The sequence below is a fragment of the Pseudomonas sp. Irchel s3h14 genome (assembly GCF_900187425.1).
Taxonomy (GTDB): Bacteria; Pseudomonadota; Gammaproteobacteria; order Pseudomonadales; family Pseudomonadaceae; genus Aquipseudomonas.
Window position 1 is genome coordinate 333,748 of the sequence record NZ_FYDJ01000002.1, and the last position, 23,276, is coordinate 357,023.

At 60.0% G+C, this 23,276-nt stretch carries 16 protein-coding genes; 3 read left to right on the forward strand and 13 right to left on the reverse strand.

Annotated elements, in window-relative coordinates:
• Positions 1–114 precede the first annotated feature (114 nt).
• Together CKW16_RS05115 and CKW16_RS05120 are read right to left on the reverse strand one after the other, a co-directional pair.
• Positions 115–498: a type II toxin-antitoxin system PemK/MazF family toxin gene (locus CKW16_RS05115; RefSeq protein ID WP_095127488.1), complete on the reverse strand. Its 384-nt coding sequence runs from the start codon at positions 496–498 to the stop codon at positions 115–117.
• A gap of 97 nt (positions 499–595) precedes the next feature.
• A complete protein-coding gene (locus CKW16_RS05120; protein WP_095127489.1) occupies positions 596–1,492 on the reverse strand; it encodes a LysR family transcriptional regulator in 897 nt (298 codons plus the stop codon).
• Positions 1,493–1,610: 118 nt separating this feature from the next.
• Here CKW16_RS05120 and CKW16_RS05125 point away from each other — a divergent pair, with 118 nt between their 5' ends.
• Positions 1,611–2,885, forward strand: a complete 1,275-nt coding sequence (locus CKW16_RS05125; RefSeq protein ID WP_095127490.1) for an MFS transporter — start codon at positions 1,611–1,613, stop codon at positions 2,883–2,885.
• A gap of 148 nt (positions 2,886–3,033) precedes the next feature.
• On the opposite strand, the gene hemE is transcribed toward CKW16_RS05125, so the two are convergent.
• The gene (gene hemE, locus CKW16_RS05130) at positions 3,034–4,101 is read right to left on the reverse strand and encodes a uroporphyrinogen decarboxylase (RefSeq protein ID WP_056741195.1); all 1,068 of its coding nucleotides are present in this window, start codon (positions 4,099–4,101) and stop codon (positions 3,034–3,036) included.
• 258 nt (positions 4,102–4,359) lie between these two features.
• Between hemE and CKW16_RS05135 the strand changes: the two genes are divergently transcribed.
• Both CKW16_RS05135 and CKW16_RS05140 read left to right on the forward strand, forming a co-directional pair.
• A complete protein-coding gene (locus CKW16_RS05135) occupies positions 4,360–5,514 on the forward strand; it encodes an efflux RND transporter periplasmic adaptor subunit (protein ID WP_095127491.1) in 1,155 nt (384 codons plus the stop codon).
• A 15-nt stretch (positions 5,515–5,529) separates the two neighbouring features.
• Complete coding sequence (locus tag CKW16_RS05140) at positions 5,530–8,619, forward strand: efflux RND transporter permease subunit (protein ID WP_095127492.1); 3,090 nt, start codon at positions 5,530–5,532, stop codon at positions 8,617–8,619.
• 82 nt (positions 8,620–8,701) lie between these two features.
• Here CKW16_RS05140 and CKW16_RS05145 read toward each other — a convergent pair whose 3' ends face one another.
• The 10 genes from CKW16_RS05145 to CKW16_RS05195 all read right to left on the reverse strand — a co-directional run bounded on the left by CKW16_RS05145 (position 8,702) and on the right by CKW16_RS05195 (position 23,212).
• Positions 8,702–10,120, reverse strand: a complete 1,419-nt coding sequence (locus tag CKW16_RS05145; RefSeq protein ID WP_008149580.1) for an FAD-dependent oxidoreductase — start codon at positions 10,118–10,120, stop codon at positions 8,702–8,704.
• Between the two features lie 33 nt (positions 10,121–10,153).
• Positions 10,154–14,599 (reverse strand): glutamate synthase large subunit, encoded by a 4,446-nt coding sequence (gene gltB / locus CKW16_RS05150; protein WP_095127493.1) that lies wholly within the window; start codon positions 14,597–14,599, stop codon positions 10,154–10,156.
• A 350-nt stretch (positions 14,600–14,949) separates the two neighbouring features.
• A complete protein-coding gene (locus tag CKW16_RS05160) occupies positions 14,950–16,548 on the reverse strand; it encodes an SPOR domain-containing protein (RefSeq protein ID WP_095127494.1) in 1,599 nt (532 codons plus the stop codon).
• A gap of 10 nt (positions 16,549–16,558) precedes the next feature.
• Positions 16,559–17,659 carry a 3-dehydroquinate synthase gene (aroB, locus tag CKW16_RS05165; RefSeq protein WP_095127495.1) on the reverse strand — a complete coding sequence of 367 codons (1,101 nt, stop codon included), beginning with the start codon at positions 17,657–17,659 and terminating at the stop codon, positions 16,559–16,561.
• A gap of 151 nt (positions 17,660–17,810) precedes the next feature.
• On the reverse strand, positions 17,811–18,329 hold the full coding sequence (gene aroK, locus CKW16_RS05170; protein WP_010464421.1) for a shikimate kinase AroK: 519 nt from the start codon (positions 18,327–18,329) through the stop codon (positions 17,811–17,813).
• Positions 18,330–18,333: 4 nt separating this feature from the next.
• Positions 18,334–20,424: a type IV pilus secretin PilQ gene (gene pilQ, locus CKW16_RS05175; protein ID WP_095127496.1), complete on the reverse strand. Its 2,091-nt coding sequence runs from the start codon at positions 20,422–20,424 to the stop codon at positions 18,334–18,336.
• Between the two features lie 13 nt (positions 20,425–20,437).
• Positions 20,438–20,965: a pilus assembly protein PilP gene (locus CKW16_RS05180; protein WP_095127497.1), complete on the reverse strand. Its 528-nt coding sequence runs from the start codon at positions 20,963–20,965 to the stop codon at positions 20,438–20,440.
• Positions 20,962–21,585, reverse strand: a complete 624-nt coding sequence (gene pilO / locus CKW16_RS05185) for a type 4a pilus biogenesis protein PilO (protein WP_095127498.1) — start codon at positions 21,583–21,585, stop codon at positions 20,962–20,964. The genes CKW16_RS05180 and pilO overlap by 4 nt, the downstream gene beginning before the upstream one ends.
• Positions 21,582–22,148, reverse strand: coding sequence for a PilN domain-containing protein (locus CKW16_RS05190; protein ID WP_095127499.1), 567 nt, complete (start codon positions 22,146–22,148; stop codon positions 21,582–21,584). Before CKW16_RS05190 ends, pilO begins: the two co-directional genes overlap by 4 nt.
• Entirely contained in the window at positions 22,148–23,212 is a 1,065-nt protein-coding gene (locus tag CKW16_RS05195; RefSeq protein WP_095127500.1) for a pilus assembly protein PilM, read from the reverse strand. Before CKW16_RS05195 ends, CKW16_RS05190 begins: the two co-directional genes overlap by 1 nt.
• Positions 23,213–23,276: the final 64 nt, after the last annotated feature.

Sequence of the window (23,276 nt, forward strand, 5' to 3'; positions counted from 1 at the left end):
ACCCAGGATCCTCAGAGTCTCACAAGCCCCTTTCGGGAACGCGGGCAGTATTGCTTGAAATTGAACCTGGGGCAACGGATGGCAGTTTGCCCGACCACTCCATACCTTATGCCATTACAGCCCAAGAGCGCTGCGCACTGCGATTTTTATTGCGTAGAACTCATCTGTTTCAAGTTGTGAAATGACATAAATACGCTTCCCCTGACGGTCTCGGCTTTTGATCCGGTCAAGTCGGGAGAGACTTACTGTCGCAACCATATCGCACTTTGCCCAACAAATTGGACTCGCACCATGGAGATGACTTTGAAGTTCCAGATGATGCTCAAGTACGCGATCCGGAGCGGTAGTACTCAACGGCACAACCGTTACCAGCAAGCTGTTCGTTCTATGCTTACGTATCACGACAACGGGCCTGACCTTGATCATCTCAGGGACTTCATAGCCCCTGAAATCGCAAATCAGCACGCTGCCTTCCTTGGGCTGATATAGAAGTGGCATCCATGGCACTCATCGAAAAAAATCGATTTTGCGCAAGAATCGGATAAATCCCTAAGGCGGATCCGTAACTTAGGATGTCCCAAGTGCGGTAACTTGCTCAGATTCCTTCAACCTTACGCGTCAACAACTCCACAAACGCCTTGGCCATCGGCGACTTCTGATCCTTGCGCTGCACCAGCCACACCGCCGACACCGCCTCTGGATCAAGCAACGGTCGATAGACCACCCCTTCGATGCGCATCCGCTGATAAGACGCCGGCAGCACGGATACACCTAACCCCGCCGCCACTAACCCGATAATCGTCATCGCCTCGCCCGCCTCCTGAGCAAAGTGCGGACTGAAACCGGCATCCCGCGCCAGGCTGAGCAACTGTGCGTACAGACCACTGCCATAACTGCGTGGGAAGAAAACGAAGGGCTCGAGGGCCAGGGCCGACAGAAATAAGCCTTCTTCACTATCGGTCACTAATGGATGCTTGGAGCTGAGCACCGCCACCAGTGGCTCACGCATCAGCTCCACCACGCTGAGCGAGTCAGGCAACCCAAGTGGCCGCATGATCCCGACTTCAATCGACTCATCCACCAACGCATCGGCCACCTGGGTGCTGCTCATCTCCCGTAGGTTCAGGTGCACCGCCGGGAATCGCTGGCGAAACGAAAAAATCGCCTGAGGGATGGTCGAGTTGAACGGCGCTGACGAGGTGAAGCCAATCTTCAGTTCACCCAGCTCACCCAACTGCGCCCGCCGTGCAACATCCGCCGCCTTGTCGACCTGCGCCAACACCAGCCGCGCTTCTTCCAGAAACAGCCGGCCGGCTTCACTGAGCTCGACCCGACGATTGGTGCGCTCGAACAATCGCGCGCCCACCTCCTGCTCCAGCACCTGAATCTGCTGGCTCAACGGCGGTTGCGAGATGCCCAGCACCTGGGCGGCGCGGCCGAAGTGCAGTTCTTCGGCAACAGCAATGAAGTAGCGCAGGTGACGCAATTCCATGAAAACTCCATTAGGTCGTTAAACCTATCAAACAGGTCGAACAATATATTGGATTGAATCATTAGGCAGCTATATGCTTTTTTCATTGCCTGACCGGCTGCGCCCACCGAGGTCCGAAGTGAAAACTGCTGTCGCTCCACTTGCCCATGAAGTTCCGCCCGCAGCGGTGGACGATGTTGTCGCCGAACTAAAGGAGATCTACATCGAAAAAGGCACACCGATGTTCATGCGCACGGTGCTGGCACTATTCTCCGGCGGCTTCGCGACCTTCGCTCTGCTTTATTGCGTGCAGCCGATGATGCCGCTGCTGTCCCATGAGTACTCCATCAATGCGGCTCAGAGCAGCCTGATCCTGTCGGTCGCCACCGGCATGCTCGCCATCGGCCTGCTGATCACCGGCCCGATCTCTGATCGCATCGGGCGTAAACCGGTGATGGTCGCCGCGCTGTTCGCCGCCGCGCTCTGCACAATCGCCAGTTCAATGATGCCGAGCTGGCACGGCGTGCTGGTGATGCGGGCGCTGATAGGGTTGTCGTTGAGCGGTCTGGCAGCAGTCGCCATGACTTACCTGAGCGAAGAAATTCACCCGCAGCACATCGGTCTGGCCATGGGTTTGTACATCGGCGGTAACGCGATTGGCGGGATGTGCGGACGCTTGATCACTGGTGTGTTGATCGATTTCGTCAGCTGGCACACGGCGATGTTGGTGATCGGCGGCCTGGCCCTGATTGCAGCGGCGGTGTTCTGGAAAATCCTTCCCGAGTCGCGCAACTTCCGCGCCCGCTCATTGCACCCGCGCAGCTTGATTGACGGTTTCACCATGCACTTTCGTGACGCTGGCCTGCCGCTGCTGTTCCTCGAAGCCTTTGTGCTGATGGGCGCGTTCGTCACCCTCTTCAACTACATCGGCTATCGCCTGCTGGCCGAGCCATACCACATGGATCAGGCCTTCGTCGGGCTGCTCTCGGTGGTGTATCTGTCGGGCATCTACAGTTCAGCGAAAATCGGCTCGTTGGCCGACAAACTGGGCCGGCGCAAAGTGCTGTGGGCGACCATCGTGCTGATGATCGCCGGCCTCGCCCTGACCATGCTTACGCCGCTGCCGGTGGTGATCATTGGCATGTTGATCTTCACCTTCGGCTTCTTCGGCGCCCATTCGGTGGCGAGTAGCTGGATTGGCCGCAGAGCTATCAAGGCCAAAGGGCAAGCATCGTCGCTTTATCTGTTCAGCTATTACGCCGGGTCGAGCATCGCCGGGACGGCGGGCGGGGTGTTCTGGCACATGGGCGGGTGGAACGGGATCGGGTTGTTCATTGGCGGGTTGCTGGTGATTGCGCTGCTGGTGGCGCTGAAACTGGCGAAGTTGCCACCGCTCGGCGGTGTAAAGGCTTAAACACAAATATCCAGTCATCCATAAACAACTGTGGGAGCGAGCTTGCTCGCGATGGCGGCATAACAGCCAACTTAGATGCTGAATGTTATGGCCTCATCGCGAGCAAGCTCGCTCCCACAGAAAAGCCTAGCGCTTTATCAGTTCACGATCACTCGTGATACTGCGCCGACAGTTCATGCACCGCGCGCAGGAAGGCGCCAGCGTGTTCCGGATCGACTTCAGGCGTGATGCCATGGCCGAGGTTGAACACGTGGCCGCTGCCCTTGCCGTAGCTGGCGAGGATGCGGCCGACTTCGGTGCGGATGGCTTCTGGCTTGGCGTACAACACGGTCGGGTCCATGTTGCCTTGCAGGGCGACTTTGCTGCCGACGCGATCACGGGCGCTGCCAATGTCGCAGGTCCAGTCCAGGCCGAGCGCATCAGCGCCAGCATCGGCAATGCTTTCGAGCCACAGGCCGCCGTTCTTGGTGAACAGAATCACCGGCACTTTGCGACCTTCGTGTTCGCGGATCAGGCCGCTGACGATTTTGCGCATGTAGGCCAGGGAGAACTCCTGGTACGCCGCCGCCGAGAGGCTGCCGCCCCAACTATCGAAGATCTGCACCGCTTGCGCCCCGGCCATGATCTGGCCGTTGAGGTAGCTGGTGACCGTCTGCGCGAGCTTGTCCAGCAGCAGGTGCAAGGCTTGCGGGTTGTCGTAGAGCATGGTTTTGGTCTTGCGGTAGTCTTTCGACGAGCCGCCTTCGACCATGTAGGTGGCCAGGGTCCATGGGCTGCCGGCGAAGCCGATCAGCGGCACGCGGCCGTTCAGTTCGCGGCGGATGGTGCTGACCGCGTCCATGACGTAGCCGAGGTCTTTGTGCGGATCAGGGATTGGCAGGGCTTCGATGTCAGCCAGGGTGCTGACGACTTTCTTGAAGCGCGGACCTTCACCGGTTTCGAAGTACAGGCCTTGGCCCATGGCATCGGGGATGGTCAGGATGTCGGAGAACAGGATCGCCGCGTCCAGTTGTGGGTAGCGGTCGAGCGGCTGCATCGTGACTTCGCAAGCGAACTCCGGGTTCATGCACAGGCTCATGAAGTCACCGGCCTTGGCACGGCTGGCGCGGTATTCCGGCAGGTAGCGACCGGCCTGACGCATCATCCAGACAGGCGTGACGTCTACGGGTTGCTTGAGCAGGGCGCGAAGGAAACGGTCGTTCTTCAGGGCAGTCATGTCGGCATCCGGAAAAAAAGTGCGGGCATTTTCTCAGAGCGCGACGCAAAAGGCACGGTTGCAGGTCAGCCTTTTGTCTATCGGGTCAATTTGTCGCGCCAGTCAAACGCGGCGCCACGCCTCCTGAACCTTTGCCGGAGGCGCAAACAGGCGTGCTCGTGAGGGCGACGTCACATCTACTCGCACTCTTCCAAGACCCGCTTAACAACGAATTAACCGTCCCTTCCTAGCATCCGCGCCTCTTATGGAGGGGTGTCGATGTATAGAAAACTGCATTTCGCGTCAGGTTCATTGGTACTGGCCATTATTGTCAGCGGCTGTACACAGGCATCCGACACGCCGGAATCCGCCCCTGTAAAGGTCAGCATCGAAACCCTGGAAGCCAGGCCCCTTTCCGTCACCAGCGAATTGAGTGGCCGGGTTGCGGCACCACGCATTGCCCAGGTACGCGCCCGAGTGGCTGGGGTGGTGCACAAAAGCGTGTTCGAGCAAGTCAGTGAAGTGAAACAGGGTGACGTTCTGTTTTACATCGACCCTGCGCCCCTTCAAGCCGATCTGGACAGTGCCGTGGCTGGACTGAAAAGAGCGCAGGCCGATGCGACGCGCGCGCGCCTGCAAGAACAGCGCTACCGCCGATTGATCTCGGGCAATGCGATCAGCGCCCAGGAATATGACAACACGCGCGCGGCGGCTCAGCAGGCCGAAGCTGACGTCGCGGCCAACCAGGCGATGGTGCAACGCGCGCGTCTGAATTTGAGTTATTCCACTGTTACCGCTCCCATCTCCGGGCGCATCGGTCGCGCATTGGTGACCGAAGGCGCTCTGGTCGGACAGAACGAATCAACACCGCTGGCGCTAATTCAGCAACTGGACCCGATTCACGTCGACCTGACTCAATCGACCCGTGAGCTCAACGAACTACGCCGCTCTTTGCGCTCCGGCCAGTTGCAACAGCTTGGTCAGGACCAGGCCAAAGCCACGCTGATTCAGGACGACGGCAGCCTCTATTCGTTGCCCGGCAAGCTGCTTTTCAGCGACATCACCGTCGACCCCGGCACAGGCCAGATCATCCTGCGCAGCGAGTTTCCCAATCCGGATCTCGACTTGCTGCCCGGCAGCTTCGTGCGGGTCCGGCTGGAGCAGGCCATCGATCAACGCGGCATCAGCGTCCCGCAGCGCGCCATCGTGCGCAACAGCGCGGGATTGCCCCAAGTACTGCTGGTCGATGACGAACAGCGCGTGAGCCTGAAAACGGTGCAACTGGGCGCGGTAAATCAGCATCGATGGGTGGTCACTGATGGCCTCAAATCGGGTGATCGCATCGTCGTCGAAGGTCTGCAACATGCTCGTCCCGGCGAAAAAGTCGAGATCGATAACTCCCCTCTTCCCCTTGCCCAGGCGACTGGTCAGTAAGCAGGACGCTTTTTTATGCCGCAGTTCTTTATCGATCGCCCAGTGTTCGCCTGGGTGATTGCGCTGTTCATCCTGCTCGCCGGCGCACTGGCGATACCGCAGTTGCCAGTGGCGCAGTACCCCAACATTGCCCCGCCGAAAATCGAAGTTGTCGCCACCTATCCTGGAGCTTCGGCGCAGGCAATGGATCAAAGCGTCGTCAGCCTGATCGAGGAAGAGCTCAGCGGCGCTGATCATCTTCTGTATTTTGAATCGCGCAGCAGCCAGGGTTCCGCCACGATCACCTCGACCTTCAAACCCGGCACCAATCCCGAGCTTGCGCAGGTCGACGTACTCAATCGCTTGAAAGTCATCGAGTCGCGCCTTCCCCAAGCGGTGATAGAACAAGGGTTGCGCGTGGAGAAAGTCTCAACAGGTTTCCTGTTGTTCATCTCGCTGATCGGCACCAGCGCGGATGTCGACAACGTTGCCCTCAGCGATTATCTGGCGCGCAATGTGGTCAACGAAATCAAGCGCCTGGACGGCGTCGGCAAGGTCCAGATGTTCGGCTCCGAGCGGGCCATGCGCATTTGGGTCGACCCGCAAAAACTGATCGCTTTCAACCTGACGCCGGCGGACGTCAACGCTGCGATACTCGCTCAGAACGCGCTGATAGCGGCCGGCAGCCTCGGCGAATTACCGGTCAGCGGCAGTCAGGAAATCACCGCGACGGTCCTCGTTGAAGGACAATTGTCGAGCCCCGAAGCGTTCGCCGACATCGTGCTGCGCGCCGAGACCAATGGCGCCGTCGTACGTTTGGGCGATGTCGCCCGGGTCGAAATCGGCAGCCAGGAATACCAGTTCGGCACGCGCCTGAATGGCCAGCCTTCCAGCGAACTGGGCGTGCAACTGACGCCCGGTGGCAACGCGTTGAGCACGGCGACGCTGGTGCGCGCGAAGATGGATGAGTTGACCCGTTATTTCCCGGCGGACATGAAGTACCAGATCGCGTATGACACCTCGCCCTTCGTCAAAGTCTCGATCACCAAAGTGGTCTACACATTGCTCGAAGCGATGGTGCTGGTGTTTGCGGTGATGTACCTGTTCCTGCAAAACATCCGCTATACGTTGATTCCGACGCTGGTGGTGCCGGTGGCGTTGATGGGCACTTTTGCGATCATGCAGGTGCTGGGATTCTCCATCAATGTGCTGACCATGTTCGGCATGGTGCTGTCGATCGGCATCCTGGTGGACGACGCCATCGTGGTGGTGGAGAACGTTGAACGAATCATGCTTCAGGAGCGGCTCTCGCCCAAGGAAGCAACGCGCAAGGCAATGAAGCAAATCAGCGGCGCCATCGTCGGTATTACCGTGGTACTGGTTGCCGTGTTTATCCCGATGGCGTTCATGCAAGGCTCGGTCGGGGTGATTTATCAGCAGTTCTCCCTGACCATGGCCACGTCCATTCTGTTCTCGGCATTCCTCGCCCTGACCCTGACCCCGGCGCTGTGTGCGACGTTGCTGAAGCCTGTTGAACCGGGTGACCACGCTGCTCGCGGGTTCTTCGGTTGGTTCAACCGTCGCTTCGAACAACTGACCGACCGCTATCAGGATGGGGTCGCGTATGCATTGAAACGCAGCGGGAGTTATCTGTTCATCTATGGCGGGCTGCTGATTGTGCTGGTGGTAACGTTCAGTCGCCTGCCGTCCTCGTTTCTTCCGGTCGAAGACATGGGCTACACGATCACCGACATTCAATTGCCCCCCGGCGCGAGCCAGAATCGCACGGTCGAGGTGATCAAGCAGATCGAAGCGCATAACGCCACCGAGCCGGGTGTGGACAACAGCACCTTCGTGCTCGGCTTCAGTTTTTCCGGCAGCGGACAGAACGCCGGGCTGGGTTACACCGTGCTCAGGGATTGGTCGCAGCGGGGCAGCAATGACACGGCGGCGGCCATCGCCGATCGCGCGAACGCGGTGGTGAGCCAGATCAAAGGGGCAGAAGTGTTCGTTGTTTTGCCGCCGCCGATTGACGGTCTCGGCACGTCCAGCGGTTTCGAATTCCGCTTGCAGGACCGTGGCGGCCTCGGCTATGCCACGCTGATGAAGGCGCGCAGCGATTTGCTGGAAGCCGCGCAAGCCAGCCCGATCCTGATCAACGTCCGCGAAAGCGCCCTTGCCGAGGCGCCACAGGTAAAACTCGATATCGACCGCCGGCACGCCAATGCGCTGGGCGTGTCTTTCGCCGAAATTGGCAACGTGGTGTCCACGGGCATCGGTTCGGCCTATATCAATGACTTCCCCAACCAGGGGCGTATGCAACGGGTGGTGGTCCAGGCTGAGGGCGAGCAGCGCAATCAGGTCGATGATCTGCTGAAGATGCACGTGCGCAACAACGAGGGAAAAATGGTGCCGCTGTCAGCCTTCGTCCAGGCCAAGTGGATTCAAGGACCGGCGCAATTGAACCGTTACAACGGTTACCCGTCGATCAGCATTTCCGGTGAGCCGGCTCCTGGCTACAGCACCGGTGAAGCCATGGCGGAAATCGAACGTCTGGTGGCGCAAGGACCGGCCGGGCTGGGCCAGGAATGGACTGGGCTGTCGTTGCAGGAACGCTTGTCCGGCAATCAGGCGCCGATCCTGCTCGGCTTGTCGCTGCTGGTGGTGTTTTTGTGTCTGGCGGCGTTGTACGAGAGTTGGTCGATTCCGACGTCAGTGTTGCTGGTGGTGCCGCTCGGCGTGCTCGGCGCGGTGCTGGCGGTGACACTGCGCGAGATGCCCAACGACGTCTTCTTCAAGGTCGGATTGATCACCATCATTGGCCTGTCGGCGAAGAACGCGATCCTGATCATCGAATTTGCCAAAAGCCTTTATGACGAAGGTCACGATTTGATCGACGCCACCCTGCAAGCCGCGCGTTTGCGATTGCGGCCGATTGTGATGACATCGCTGGCATTCATTCTGGGTGTGGTGCCGCTGGCGATTGCCACGGGCGCCAGTTCGGCGAGCCAGCAGGCGATCGGCACAGGCGTGATCGGCGGGATGATCACCGCGACGCTGGCGGTGGTGTTTGTACCGGTGTTTTTTGTAGTGGTAATGCAACGGGTGAAAACCCGGCGGCGCTGATGGGCAATTGCAGCAGCGGGTATGTTCGCAAAGAACAAACCCGCTGCCACACATTGACCCTACCGCAGATCAGTGCCGGGCGTTAAACGCCCAGGTAATCCAGGATCCCTTCGGCGGCATTGCGGCCTTCGAAGATCGCCGTCACCACTAGGTCAGAACCACGAACCATGTCGCCACCGGCGAAGATTTTCGGGTTGCTGGTCTGGTGCTTGTACTGACCTTGCTCCGGTGCCACAACGCGGCCCTGGCTGTCGGTCTGGATGCTGTGCTGTTCGAACCACGACGCCGGGCTTGGACGGAAACCGAACGCGATGACCACGGCATCAGCCGGGATGATCTCTTCGGAACCCGGAATTGGCTCGGGGCTACGACGGCCACGGGCGTCCGGTTCGCCGAGACGGGTCTCGACCACCTTCACGCCTTCGACGCGGTCTTCACCGACGATCGCGATTGGCTGGCGGTTGTAGAGGAATTTCACGCCTTCTTCCTTGGCGTTCTTCACCTCTTTGCGCGAGCCCGGCATGTTCGCTTCGTCACGACGATAAGCACAGGTCACCGACTTGGCGCCCTGGCGAATCGAAGTACGGTTGCAGTCCATCGCCGTGTCGCCGCCACCCAGTACCACTACCTTCTTGCCTTTCATGTCGACGAAATCTTCCGGCGACTTTTCAAAGCCCAGGTTGCGGTTGACGTTGGCGATCAGGAAGTCCAGCGCGTCATGCACGCCCGGCAAATCCTCACCGGCAAAGCCGCCCTTCATGTAGGTGTAGGTGCCCATGCCCATGAACACGGCATCGTACTCTTCGAGCAGTTGCTCGACGGTCACGTCCTTGCCCACTTCGGTGTTCAGACGGAACTCGATGCCCATGCCGGTGAAGACTTCGCGGCGATTGCTCAGCACGGTCTTTTCCAGCTTGAACTCAGGGATGCCGAAGGTCAGCAGACCACCGATTTCCGGGTTCTTGTCGAACACCACCGGGGTCACGCCGCCGCGTACCAGCACGTCGGCACAGCCCAGGCCCGCAGGGCCTGCGCCGATCACCGCAACACGCTTGCCGGTCGGTATGACCTTGGACATGTCCGGGCGCCAGCCCATGGCGAACGCGGTATCGGTGATGTACTTCTCGACCGAACCGATGGTCACCGCGCCGAAGCCGTCGTTGAGGGTGCAGGCACCCTCGCACAGACGATCCTGCGGGCACACCCGGCCGCACACTTCCGGCAGGGTGTTGGTCTGGTGCGACAGCTCGGCAGCCTGGAGGATATTGCCCTCGGCCACCAGCTTCAGCCAGTTCGGAATGAAGTTGTGCACCGGGCACTTCCATTCGCAATACGGGTTGCCGCAACCCAGGCAGCGATGGGCCTGATCGGCCGAGTGCTGGGGTTTGAAGGGCTCGTAGATCTCCACGAACTCTTTCTTGCGTTGACGCAACAGTTTCTTCTTCGGATCTTTGCGCCCGACATCGATGAACTGGAAGTCGTTATTCAGACGTTCAGCCATTGTTAAAACCTCATCAAACTCTTCAGGCGCATATCACTGCGGGTTGGCACGGGTGCTGGAAAGCAACGATTTCAGGTTGGCAGCCTTGGGCTTGACCAGCCAGAAACGACGCAGATAGTCATCGAGGTTTTCAGCGAGGTTACGACCCCACTCGCTGTCGGTTTCCTCGACGTATTCGTTCAGCACGCGTTGCAGGTGGCTGCGATAGGCTTCCATCGCCTCACCGCTGATCCGCTGGATTTCCACCAGTTCGTGGTTGACCCGGTCAACGAAGGTGTTGTCCTGGTCGAGCACGTAGGCGAAACCGCCGGTCATGCCTGAGCCGAAGTTGTAACCGGTCTTGCCCAATACGCAGACGAAACCACCGGTCATGTACTCGCAGCAGTGATCGCCCGTGCCTTCCACAACCGTGTGAGCACCGGAGTTACGCACCGCAAAACGCTCGCCCGCGGTACCGGCGGCGAACAACTTGCCGCCAGTGGCGCCGTACAAGCAGGTGTTGCCGATAATGGCACTGTCCTGAGTCTTGTAGACGCTGCCCTTCGGCGGAACGATGACCAGCTTGCCGCCGGTCATGCCCTTGCCGACGTAGTCGTTGGCGTCGCCTTCCAGGTACATGTTCAGGCCGCCAGCGTTCCACACACCGAAGCTCTGACCGGCCGTCCCTTTGAAGCGGAAGGTGATCGGCGCGTTCGCCATGCCTTGGTTGCCGTGTTTGCGAGCGATTTCACCGGAGATCCGTGCGCCGATCGAACGGTCGCAGTTGCAGATATCCAGCGCGAAATCGGCGCCGCTCATGTCGTTGATCGCCGAAGTGGCCAGGTCGACCATTTTCTCGGCCAGCAGGCCTTTGTCGAACGGCGGGTTGCGCTCCACCTGGCAGAACTGAGGCTTGTCTGCCGGGATGTGATCGCTGCCCAGCAATGGCGTCAGGTCCAGGTGTTGCTGCTTGGCGGTCTGGCCTTCGAGGATGTCCAGCAGATCGGTACGACCGATCAGCTCTTCGAGGGAGCGCACGCCCAGCTTGGCCAGCCACTCACGGGTCTCTTCGGCGACGTAGGTGAAGAAATTCACCACCATGTCGACGGTCCCGATGTAGTGATCCTTGCGCAGCTTCTCGTTCTGAGTCGCGACGCCAGTGGCGCAGTTGTTCAGGTGGCAAATACGCAGGTACTTGCAGCCCAGGGCGATCATTGGCGCGGTGCCGAAGCCGAAGCTTTCAGCGCCGAGAATGGCCGCCTTGATCACGTCGAGGCCGGTTTTCAGGCCGCCGTCGGTTTGTACCCGCACTTTGCCGCGCAGGTCGTTGCCACGCAGGGTCTGGTGAGTTTCGGCCAAGCCGAGTTCCCACGGAGCGCCCGCGTATTTGATCGAGGTCAGCGGCGATGCACCGGTGCCGCCGTCGTAGCCGGAGATGGTGATCAAGTCCGCATAGGCCTTGGCCACACCGGCGGCGATGGTGCCGACGCCTGCTTCTGCTACGAGTTTCACCGAGACCAGTGCCTTCGGGTTGACTTGTTTCAGGTCGAAAATCAGCTGCGACAAGTCTTCGATCGAATAGATGTCGTGGTGCGGCGGCGGCGAAATCAGGGTCACGCCCGGCACTGCGTAACGCAGCTTGGCGATCAGACCGTTGACCTTGCCACCTGGCAGCTGACCACCTTCGCCGGGCTTGGCGCCCTGAGCGACTTTGATCTGCAGCACTTCAGCGTTGACCAGGTATTCCGGGGTCACACCGAAACGGCCAGTCGCCACTTGCTTGATTTTCGAGCTCTTGATGGTGCCGTAACGCGCCGGGTCTTCGCCGCCTTCGCCGGAGTTGGAACGCGCACCGAGGCGGTTCATGGCTTCGGCCAGGGCTTCGTGAGCTTCCGGCGACAAGGCGCCGAGGGAGATGCCCGCGGAGTCAAAGCGCTTGAGCACCGATTCCAGCGGCTCGATCTCGCTGATGTCCAGCGGCGTGTCCAGGGTCTTGACCTTGAACATGTCGCGGATCATCGAGACCGGACGGTTGTCCACCAGCGCCGTGTATTCCTTGAACTTGCTGTAGTCGCCCTGCTGCACAGCGGCTTGCAGGGTGTTGACCACGTCCGGGTTGTACGCGTGATATTCGCCACCGTGGACGAACTTCAGCAAACCGCCCTGCTGGATTGGCTTGCGCGGGCTCCAGGCTTCGGCGGCCAGGGCTTTCTGCTCGGCTTCGATGTCGACGAAACGCGCACCTTTGATGCGGCTCGGTACGCCACGGAAGCTCAGGTCGCAGACTTCTTCAGACAGGCCGATGGCTTCGAACAACTGCGCACCGCGGTACGACGTGATGGTCGAGATGCCCATCTTCGACAGGATCTTCAGCAGGCCTTTGGTGATGCCTTTGCGGTAGTTCTTGAACACCTCATAGAGGTCGCCCAGTACTTCACCGGTGCGGATCAGGTCGCCCAGCACTTCGTAGGCCAGGAACGGATAGACCGCCGAGGCGCCAAAACCGATCAACACCGCAAAGTGATGCGGATCGCGAGCGGTGGCAGTTTCCACGAGGATGTTGGAGTCGCAACGCAGGCCTTTTTCGGTCAAGCGGTGGTGCACCGCGCCGGTGGCCAGGGAAGCGTGGATCGGCAACTTGCCCGGAGCAATGTGACGGTCACTCAGCACGACCTGGGTACGGCCGGAGCGCACAGCTTCTTCAGCCTGATCGGCGACGTTGCGGATCGCCGCTTCGAGGCCGACGCTTTCGTCGTAGTTCAGGTCGATGATCGCGCGCTCGAAGCCCGGACGATCGAGGTTCATCAGCGAGCGCCACTTGGCCGGGGAAATGACCGGCGAGCTGAGGATCACACGCGAGGCGTGTTCCGGCGACTCCTGGAAGATGTTGCGCTCGGCACCGAGGCAGATCTCCAGCGACATGACGATGGCTTCACGCAGCGGGTCGATCGGCGGGTTGGTGACCTGCGCGAACTGCTGGCGGAAATAGTCGTACGGCGTGCGCACGCGCTGGGACAGCACGGCCATCGGCGTATCGTCGCCCATCGAACCCACCGCTTCGTAGCCTTGCTCGCCGAGCGGACGCAGCACCTGATCACGTTCTTCGAAAGTGACTTGGTACATCTTCATGTACTGCTTGAGCTGGTCGACGTCGTAGAACGCCGAACCGTGGTCGTTGTCTTCCATGGTCGCCTGAATGCGCAGGGCATTCTTGCGCAGCCATTGCTTGTACGGATGACGGGACTTCAAGCGGTTGTCGATGGCGTCGGTGTCGAGGATCTGGCCGGTTTCGGTGTCCACGGCGAAGATCTGACCCGGGCCAACGCGGCCCTTGGCGATCACGTCTTCAGGTTGGTAGTTCCAGACACCGATTTCCGAGGCCAGGGTAATAAAGCCGTTTTTGGTGGTGACCCAACGCGCCGGACGCAGACCGTTACGGTCGAGCAGGCACACCGCGTAGCGACCGTCGGTCATTACCACGCCGGCCGGGCCGTCCCACGGTTCCATGTGCATCGAGTTGTATTCGTAGAACGCACGCAGATCCGGGTCCATGGTTTCGACGTTCTGCCACGCAGGCGGAATGATCATCCGCACGCCACGGAACAGGTCGATACCACCGGTAACCATCAGCTCAAGCATGTTGTCCATGCTGGAGGAGTCGGAACCGACACGGTTGACCAGCGGGCCGAGTTCTTCCAGGTCCATCAGATCGTTGGTGAACTTGGTGCGACGGGCCACGGCCCAGTTGCGGTTACCGGTGATGGTGTTGATCTCGCCGTTGTGGGCGAGGAAGCGGAACGGCTGAGCCAGCGGCCATTTCGGCAGGGTGTTGGTCGAGAAGCGCTGGTGGAACACGCAAATCGAGGTCTGCAGGCGCTGGTCGCTGAGGTCTGGATAGAAGGCGGTCAAATCCGCCGGCATCATCAGGCCTTTATAAATGATGGTCTTGTGCGAAAAGCTGCAGACGTAGTGATCGGCGTCGGCGGCGTTGGCCACGGACGAGCGACGACGGGAGGTGAACAGCTTGACGGCCATGTCCTGATCGCTCAGGCCATCACCGGCGATGAACACTTGCTCGATCTGCGGCAGGCGCTCAAGGGCCAGGCGGCCAAGAACGCTGGTGTCGATCGGCACTTTGCGCCAGCCGACGAGGGTCAGGCCAGCAGCGAGGATCTCGCGGTTCATGTTCTCGCGAGCGGCTTCGGCTTTGACCGGGTCCTGGTTGAAGAAGACCATGCCCACCGCATATTGCTTGGGCAGTTCGACGCCGAAGGTTTCCTGGGCGATGGCTCGCAGGAACACATCCGGCTTTTGAATCAGCAGACCGCAACCGTCACCGGTCTTGCCGTCGGCGTTGATCCCACCGCGGTGGGTCATGCAGGTCAGGGCCTCGATGGCCGTTTGCAAAAGGGTATGACTGGGCTCGCCCTGCATATGGGCTATCAGGCCGAAACCGCAGTTATCCTTGAATTCATCTGGTTGGTACAGACCTGCTTTCATAGACACTTTCTCACCAGGCTGCCTCTTATCGAGGCAAATTTCTTTTCAATTCAACCACTTACCATCCGCGCCGAACGTACGCCAGCTTTGCGGGGGCAAAAGGGAGGTCATTGTACACACCGACACAGAGGCTCACAAATTTGACGACGAAATGTCGCAAATCTATGTCGCATTTGTGAAAGGTTTAAAGCGATATGCTGTGCTAGTCAAAACTTTTTTAATTTTGACCGCAACGACTCAAAGACTACTGTGACGCAGACACCACAAGGCACGCGGTCTGTAGAGACGGCATGCGCTTGTAGAAATTTTGAGGTGCCGGGAGAGGCGGCCTGGGTAAGGCCGCCGAATCTTCAGCGAGTTGTTGCCAGTTCCTGTTGGACGCTAGCGACAGTGCGAGGCCAAGGTTTACCAGCCTGAACCTTCGCTGGCAAGGCCTTGATAGCGGTAACGGCTGCATCGCGGTTGGCGAAGTTACCGTAAGTGATGACGTAAAGCGGCTTGCCGTTGAGGACTTTCTTGAAATAACGGTACTCGCCGCCCTGTTCCTTGACGAAGGATTGCGCGGCCGTTTCAGAGCTGGTGCCGAGGATCTGCACCACGTAGTTACCCGGCGCTTGCCCTGCGTACCAGGTGCCACCGGCGGCCTTGGCCACGGTGGCTGGTTTCTCGGCAGGTTTGGCGGCAGCGGTGGCGGCGGCTGGTTTGGCTGGCACTGGAGCTGGCTTCACGGCAGGCGCAACCGGGACTGGCTTGGCAGTCGCGACCTGAGTCGGCGCAGGCACAGGCTTGGCGGCAGGTGTCGGTGCCGGGCCAGGCTGGATGCCCGCAGGCGGCGCGATGGTGGTCACGGTCGGCGGTGTAGCGCTCGAACCTTCGACCGGCACGCCGTCGTCGCCTTCGGTGATGCCACCGGCGGCTTCGGCCAACGGACCGCGCATGACCGGCTGCGAGTTGCCGACCAGCGGCAATGGCATCGGTTGCGAGTTACCGGCGAATTCGACGGCAGGCGCGCCGCCGCTGTCAGGTTGTGGCGTGCCCTGGCCGAGCGGCAGTTGCGCCTGTTCGTTGGCAGGTGCGCCAGTGGTCGGTGCTTTGCTGCGACCCGGCATCAACCAGGCGGCGGCTACCGCGACCACGACCACGGCGGAAATCGCCAATACGTGTTTCTTCGGCATGTTGAACCCCATACTTGGACGCTTCACCGCTGAGCGGCTGGCAATCATGGCTTCGATCATTGCATCGCGGGCAACCTGGTTGATGGTGCCAGGCCAACCGTCGGAGCTTTCGTGAATATCAGAGATCTGATCTGCGGTGAAAAGTTCGATACCCCGGCCGGCGCCTTCGAGCCGCTGGTCCAGATACTCGCGGGTTTCTTCTTCGGTGTAAGGCTGCAGCTCGATGACGTGGAAACGCTCTTCCTCGAGGCTCAGCGCGTCCAGTTGAGCTATCAGCGAGGACTCACCGAACAGAAACACGTGCGGGCGACCTTCCGGTGCACCGGCGGCCAGGGCCAGCAAGGCTTCCAGCGCGGACTCGTCGAGTTGCTCGGCGTCATCCACCAGCAAATAGACTTCCTGCCCCGTCAGTGCAAGCTGCACCACTTGAGCCAGAATCGCGCCGATCTCGGGCTGGGCGACGTTCAGCGCCTGAGCCACCTGGCGCAGAACGCCGGCCGCATCACCAGCGCCACGGGCGGAAACCACCACGCTCTGCACCGATTGCTTGTTGGTGCTGGCCACCAGGGCCTGACGCAACAGCGTCTTGCCACTGCCTTGCGGGCCGGTGACGACCAGCAGCAACTGACTGTAGCGTGCCAGGTGATGCAGTTGCCCCAGCACCGGTTTGCGCTGGGCCGGGAAGAATTTGAAGCCAGGCACCCGTGGAGAAAAAGGGTCATGACTCAACTGGTAATGGCCGAGGAAAGCCTCGTCGGCGTGCAAACTAGTCATCGGGATCTTATTAACCTTTAAGCTGAGCCAGAGCGCGGTAATCCGCTCCCAGCGTGGCCTGTAAAACCTCTTTCGGATAATCGTCGGTCACCACCGCTTCGCCCATGTGGCGCAGCAGCACCAGGCGCAAACGACCGTCGATCACTTTCTTGTCAATTGCCATGTGTTCGAGAAAATCGGCTTCAGTCATCTCTTCAGGCGGGATGACCGGCAGGCCGGCACGCTGGAACAGACGAATGCCGCGATCGCGCTCTTGCTTGCTGATCCAGCCCAGGCGTTCGGACATTTCCAAGGCCATTACGGTGCCAGCAGCGACCGCCTCACCATGTAGCCAGACACCATAGCCCATGTGGGTTTCGATGGCGTGGCCGAAGGTGTGGCCCAGGTTGAGCGTGGCGCGAACACCGGTCTCCCGTTCGTCGGCACCGACCACCGCAGCCTTGGCCGCGCAAGAGCGCTCGATGGCGTAAGTCAGGGCGACCTGGTCCAGGGCACGCAGGCGATCGACGTTGTCTTCAAGCCAGGTCAGGAACGGCTCGTCGCAGATCAGCCCGTATTTGATGACTTCTGCAAGCCCGGCGGACAGTTCGCGGGCCGGCAGGGTATTGAGGGTAGCGGTATCAATCAGCACCACGTTCGGCTGATAGAAAGCGCCGACCATGTTCTTGCCCAGCGGATGGTTGATCCCGGTCTTGCCGCCCACCGAAGAGTCGACTTGCGACAGCAGCGTGGTCGGGATCTGGATGAAATCGACACCCCGCTGGTAGCAGGCGGCCGCAAAACCGGCCATGTCACCAATCACACCGCCACCGAGGGCGATGACCGTGGTACGGCGGTCGTGCCGCGCGGTCAGCAGACCGTCGAAAATCAGTTGCAGGGTTTCCCAGGTCTTGAACGCTTCGCCGTCGGGCAGCACCACGGAAACCACCGAAAACTGTGCGAGGCTGCGGGTCAGACGCTCGAGATAGAGCGGCGCAACGGTCTCGTTGGAAATGATCGCCACTTGCCGTCCGCGGATATGCGGGGCCAGCAACTCAGGCTGATCCAACAAACCTTCGCCAATATGAATCGGGTAGCTGCGCTCGCCTAGATCGACCTTGAGTGTCTGCATGTGTCCCCACAGTGAAGATGGAATCAGGCGTCCTGCCTTGAGTTAACGAATGTCCACGGCGTCTGCTGGTGTGACGCCGTTCGGTAGCCATCCGCCACAACCTTGAGCGGCCATGACAGGACGCCGAGGATAGCGCATTTCGCGCTGCGCTTTAACGGGGAGGTAGCTGCTGCAAGCGTTCGAGAATATCGAGCACCACCATTCGCGGCGGCCGCTCATCGGTTTCCACCACCAGATCGGCGATTTCACGATATAGCGGATCGCGGATCGCCAGCAGATCCCGAAGGGTCTTGGCCGGATCGGCAGTACGCAACAGGGGTCGATTGCGATCGCGGGAAGTGCGGCCGACCTGCTGCTCGACAGACGCATGCAGATAGACCACCCGCCCGCCGGCGTGCAGCGCCCGCCGATTGGCCTCGCGCATCACCGCGCCGCCACCGGTCGCCAGCACCACGCCATCGCAGCCACACAGCTCGGCAATCATCGCCTGCTCGCGGTCACGAAAGCCCGGTTCGCCTTCCTTATCGAAAATCCACGGGATATTGGCGCCCGTGCGCAATTCAATTTCCTTATCGGAATCTTTGAACGGCAGGCGCAGCTCTTTGGCCAGCAACCGGCCGATGGTGCTTTTTCCAGCCCCCATCGGTCCAACAAGAATCAAATTTCGCACAGAATCAATGACTCACAGCAATCGCCTGGTTATTCATGATACGCGGAGTGAGAAATACCAGCAGCTCGGATTTTTTCTCCGAAACCACGTCACGCCGGAAAAGGCGGCCAAGATACGGCACATCACCGAGAAATGGCACCTTATCTACAACCTTGCTTTGAGTATTTGAGAAAACCCCACCAATCACGATGGTCTCGCCGTCGTTGACCAGGACCTTGGCATTGACCTCGTTTTTCTTGATCGGCGGTACATCCTGCACCTTGTTGAGGTAATCCGGTTCGTCCTTGGTGACCTTGACCTCCATGATGATCCGGTTGTCCGGGGTGATCTGCGGCGTCACCTCCAGAGACAGCGAGGCCTCCTTGAACGACACCGAGGTAGCGCCGCTGGAGCTGGCTTCCTGATAGGGAATTTCCGTGCCCTTGAGGATTTTCGCGGTTTCCTTGTCCGAGGTGACCACCTTGGGCTGCGAGACAATTTCGCCGTTGCCGGTTTTCTCCATGGCCGTCAGCTCGAGATCCAGCAACACATTGTCGGTGATGAAGGCGATGCCGAGCCCCGACGTGTTGGCGGCGGTGCCCAGGTCGACGAACGGCGAGTTGGTGCTGGTGCTGCCAGGCGTACCGATGGTCGATGAAGCATTAGCCCCATTATTGCTGACACCCGAGGTGTTCCAGTTGCCCTTGTTCTGCAACGACCCACCCCAGCGCACGCCGAGGCTTTTGTCATAGTCGACGTTGGCTTCGACAATGCGCGCCTCGATCATCACCTGACGCACCGGGATATCCAGTTGCGTGACGATGCGGCGCAGTTCGTCGAGACGGTCCTGGGTCTGGTAGGCGATGATGTTGTTGGTTCGCTCATCCACCGTGATCGAGCCCCGCTCGTCGGCTTTTGCCTCGGCACTGGTCACCGACTGGAACAGCTTGGCAATATCGGCGGCTTTGGCGTAGTTGACCTGCAACAGCTCGCGACGCAGGGGGGCCAGGTCGGCGATTTGCTTCTGCGACTCCAGTTCCTGACGCTCGCGGGCGGAAATTTCATCGGCCGGCGCCACCAGCAAAACATTACCGATCTTGCGTTTATCCAGGCCCTTGGTTTTCAACACCAGATCCAGCGCCTGATCCCACGGCACGTTCTGCAAACGCAGCGTGATGCCGCCCTGCACTGTGTCGCTGGCCACCAGGTTGAGGTTGGTGAAATCGGCGATCAGTTGCAGTACCGAACGCACATCGATGTCCTGGAAATTCAGCGAGAGCTTTTCACCGGTGTAGGCGAAGCGTTCGGTGTTGCGTTTCTGCAAGTCATCGACGGTCATCGGCCGGATGCTGACGGTCAGTTTGTTGTCGGTCTGGTAAGTCGAATAATCGAAGGCGCCGCCGGGCTCAATACTGATCGTGGCCCGATCACCCGTGGCGCTGGCGTTGACGAACTGCACCGGCGTGGCGAAATCCTTGACGTCCAGACGTACACGCAACGGCTCAGGCAATTGGGTCTTGGCGAAACCGAGGATGATCTTGCCGTCGCGCTCCTGAATGTCCGGGGCGATGGAAGGATCCGACAGATCGATGACAACATTGCCTTCGCCCTGGGTGCCGCGCTGGAAATCCACGCCCCGGATGGCCTTGCCCACTGGCGCATAGGCTTTCGCCGGGGCTGGTGTTGCGGTCGCGGCGCGCGGCGTTTTGGGCGCCGGGCTGGAGGCCGTTTTGTTGGCTCCCTGACCGACCACCACGAACAGCGTGTTGCCTTCGACCCGTGCGTTATACGGCGTCAATTGGGTCAGATTGATGATCAGTCGCGCACGGTCCTTGGCTTGCACCACCGTGGCGCTGCGGGCATTTCCGCCGCCCAGGTCACGATTTTTGCTTTTTAGCTGGCTGACGACGCCAGGCAGATCCAGCGCAATCCGCGCAGGCGATTCCGTGGTGTAACCGTGAGGCGACGGTGGCGGCCCATCGAACGACAACTTCAACTCGACGCGGTCCCCCGGCAGCGCGGCGACATCCAGCGCTTTGAGGTTGGCCGCTAGTACCATCGGCGACAGCAGCGCTATCCATAGCGAAATACCGAAGGTTGAGAAAATCCTGTTCATTATTCGAGTTCCACTATGAGTGCTCTTTCAAAGGGATGGTCCGCGGCCGCTCCAGCCAGGCGCCTTCGCCGTCGGGAACGATTTCGACCACATCGACCTGCGAGCCACTGATGGCGACGATCCGCCCATCGTTACGCCCCAGGTAATCGCCGACTTTCAACCGATGCACCCCGCCCGCCCCGCGCAGCAGCGCAAAGGAGCCGGTCGCATTGGCGATCGTTCCGACCATTTCAAACTGCTCGATGTTGAAACCTTCGAGGTACTGCTTGACCCGATTCGGGTCGGGTTTGACGTTGCGCGAACCGTGTTTCTGGCCGGCCAGATCGACTCTGATCTGTCGGGAAAACGGGCTTCGCAGGTTGGCGGCGCTGTAGGTGAATGTTGGGTAAGACCGAAATGTCGGCGTTGGTTCAATCTTGCCGGGGGCACGTAAACGCATTTCGTTCATGTACGCATCCAGGTCGCTGAAGTCATTGTCGCTGCCGCAACCGACCAGGCCGGCGACCAACACCACCAGCGAAAAGCAACGAATCGGGCTCATTTTTGCGGCCCCTTGTCGTTGTAGCGGTAGGTCTTGGCGAGGATGCTCATGCGCAACTTCGGGCCACCTTCCGGGTTGGCCGGCGCAAGATCGAAGTCATGCAGGGTGACAATCCGTGGCAGCCCGGCGACGCCGCTGACGAAAGTGGCCAGGTCATGATAGGCACCGGTGACGGTGATCTGGATCGGCAGCTCGATGTAGAACTGCTGCGTGTTCTCCGGCAGCAGTTTGATCTCTTCGAACTCCAGGCCACTGCCCAGGCCGGTGCGAGTGATGTCCTCCAGCAGGCCGGGCACTTCGGTGTCACTGGGCAATTGCCGCAGCAGCACGCCAAAGGAGTTCTCCATTTCCTTCATCTGCTGCGTATACAGCTCCAGATTCGCCGCCATATGGGCTTTGTTGGCGAATTGCTCCTTGAGGGTCGACTCTTCCTCGCGCTTGAGTTCGAGATGACTCTGAAGGTCGCTGATGGAAAAACTGTAGCCCAGCGAAAGCACCAGGATCATGAGCAGGATACCCGCCAGTGCCTTGATGGCTGGCGGCCAGGAACCCATGTTATTGGTGTCCAGGTCATTGATGTCGATCTTGCGCAGGCCTTCGAACCAGTCAGACAGCCTCATTTGCCGCCCTCCGCAGCGGCGGGCTGAGTCTGACGAACGGTCAGCTGGAAGACGTTGGCCTGATCCAGCTGACCGGCGGTCGTCGCTTTGACCTCCGTCAGGGTCGGCGCATTGAACCAGTCCGACGCATCCAGATTACGCATCAGGTCCGAAACACGATTGTTGGATTCTGCCGCGCCCGTAATGGACAGGGTTTTGCCGGCCATTTTCACCTCGGTGAAGTACACCCCGTCCGGCAAGGTGCGCGCTAACTGATCGAAGATCCGCCCGCTGATCGGACGGTTGCCTTGCAGGTCCTGGATGATGCGCATGCGCTCGACCAGTTGCTGGCGACGGGCCTTCAAATCGCTGATCTGTTTAATCCGCTCGTCGACCACGGCAATCTGTTTGCCGATGTAATCGTTACGAGCCACTTGCCGATCAATAGCGCCACTGATGGCCTGGTCCGCGATCAGCACCGCGCCCACGGCCCCCACCATCACACCGACCAGCGCCAGCAAAAAGCGTTTGCGGCGTGCTTCACGCTGCTCTTCGCGCCAGGGTAAAAGATTGATCCGTGCCATCAGTCGAAACTCCTGAGGGCCAGCCCGCAGGCGATCATCAGTGCCGGCGCATCGCTGGCCAGGGCACCGGCGTTGACCTTGCTGCTCAGGGCCATGTCGGAGAAGGGGTTGGCCACTTGCGTCGGCGTACCCAATCGTTGTTCGATCAACCGGTCCAGCCCCGGGACCGATGCGGTACCGCCGGCCAGCAGGATGTGATCAACCGAGTTGTACTGACCGGAGGCGAAGAAAAACTGCAACGAACGCGACACCTGCTGCACCAGCGCATCGCGAAACGGCTGCAACACCTCACTGACGTAATCGTCCGGCAAACCACCCTGCTTCTTCGCCAGCCCCGCCTGCTCAAGGGTCAGGCCATAACGTCGCTGGATTTCCTCCGTCAGTTGACGACCGCCGAACAATTGCTCGCGGGTGTAGATGATCCGCCCCTGGTGCAGCACGCTCAGGGTGGTCATGGTGGCGCCGATATCGACCACCGCCACCGTCAGACGCTCCTGAGAAGCCGCCAGCTGGCTCGCCAGCAATCCGTAGGAACGCTCCAGCGCATAGGCCTCGACGTCGACCACGCGGGCTGTCAGGCCGGCCAGGGCAAGGGCCGCTTCCCGAACCTCGACGTTTTCCTTGCGACAGGCCGCCAGCAGCACATTGACTCGCTCGGGGTTGCGCGCAGAAACGCCCTGGACCTCAAAGTCGATGGCCACTTCGTCCAATGGATAAGGGATGTATTGATCGGCCTCGATCTTCAGCTGGTTTTCCATTTCGTCGTCGGAAAGACCGGCGTCCATCTCGATGGTCTTGGTGATCACCGCCGAACCGGCCACGGCCACTGCGACGTTCTTGAGGTTGGTTCTGGCCTTGAGCAGTACGCGCGCAAGTGCCTGCCCTACGCCTTCGAGCTCGGCGATATTTTTCTCGACCACCGCGTTGGTGGGCAAAGGTTCCACCGCATAGGCCTCGACCCGATAACGGTCGCCTTGGCGGCTTAGCTCCAGAAGCTTGACCGACGTTGAGCTGATGTCGATCCCCAGAAGCGCATTGGCTTTTTTATTGAAGAGTCCTAGCACTACCAATTCCCTATGACTATCCGTGTCTTACGGACTCTGTAATATCCGTTGCGTTCAAACCACC

What these genes read in the sequence shown, in the direction of transcription:
- CKW16_RS05120 (WP_095127489.1), bottom strand. Translation starts at nt 1,492, where the DNA reads ATGGAATTGCGTCACCTGCGCTACTTCATTGCTGTTGCCGAAGAACTG.
- pilO (WP_095127498.1), bottom strand. Translation starts at nt 21,585, where the DNA reads ATGAGGCTGTCTGACTGGTTCGAAGGCCTGCGCAAGATCGACATCAAT.
- CKW16_RS05145 (WP_008149580.1), bottom strand. Translation starts at nt 10,120, where the DNA reads ATGGCTGAACGTCTGAATAACGACTTCCAGTTCATCGATGTCGGGCGC.
- CKW16_RS05160 (WP_095127494.1), bottom strand. Translation starts at nt 16,548, where the DNA reads ATGACTAGTTTGCACGCCGACGAGGCTTTCCTCGGCCATTACCAGTTG.
- CKW16_RS05190 (WP_095127499.1), bottom strand. Translation starts at nt 22,148, where the DNA reads ATGGCACGGATCAATCTTTTACCCTGGCGCGAAGAGCAGCGTGAAGCA.
- CKW16_RS05140 (WP_095127492.1), top strand. Translation starts at nt 5,530, where the DNA reads ATGCCGCAGTTCTTTATCGATCGCCCAGTGTTCGCCTGGGTGATTGCG.
- aroB (WP_095127495.1), bottom strand. Translation starts at nt 17,659, where the DNA reads ATGCAGACACTCAAGGTCGATCTAGGCGAGCGCAGCTACCCGATTCAT.
- CKW16_RS05135 (WP_095127491.1), top strand. Translation starts at nt 4,360, where the DNA reads ATGTATAGAAAACTGCATTTCGCGTCAGGTTCATTGGTACTGGCCATT.
- CKW16_RS05180 (WP_095127497.1), bottom strand. Translation starts at nt 20,965, where the DNA reads ATGAGCCCGATTCGTTGCTTTTCGCTGGTGGTGTTGGTCGCCGGCCTG.
- hemE (WP_056741195.1), bottom strand. Translation starts at nt 4,101, where the DNA reads ATGACTGCCCTGAAGAACGACCGTTTCCTTCGCGCCCTGCTCAAGCAA.
- CKW16_RS05115 (WP_095127488.1), bottom strand. Translation starts at nt 498, where the DNA reads ATGCCACTTCTATATCAGCCCAAGGAAGGCAGCGTGCTGATTTGCGAT.
- pilQ (WP_095127496.1), bottom strand. Translation starts at nt 20,424, where the DNA reads ATGAACAGGATTTTCTCAACCTTCGGTATTTCGCTATGGATAGCGCTG.
- gltB (WP_095127493.1), bottom strand. Translation starts at nt 14,599, where the DNA reads ATGAAAGCAGGTCTGTACCAACCAGATGAATTCAAGGATAACTGCGGT.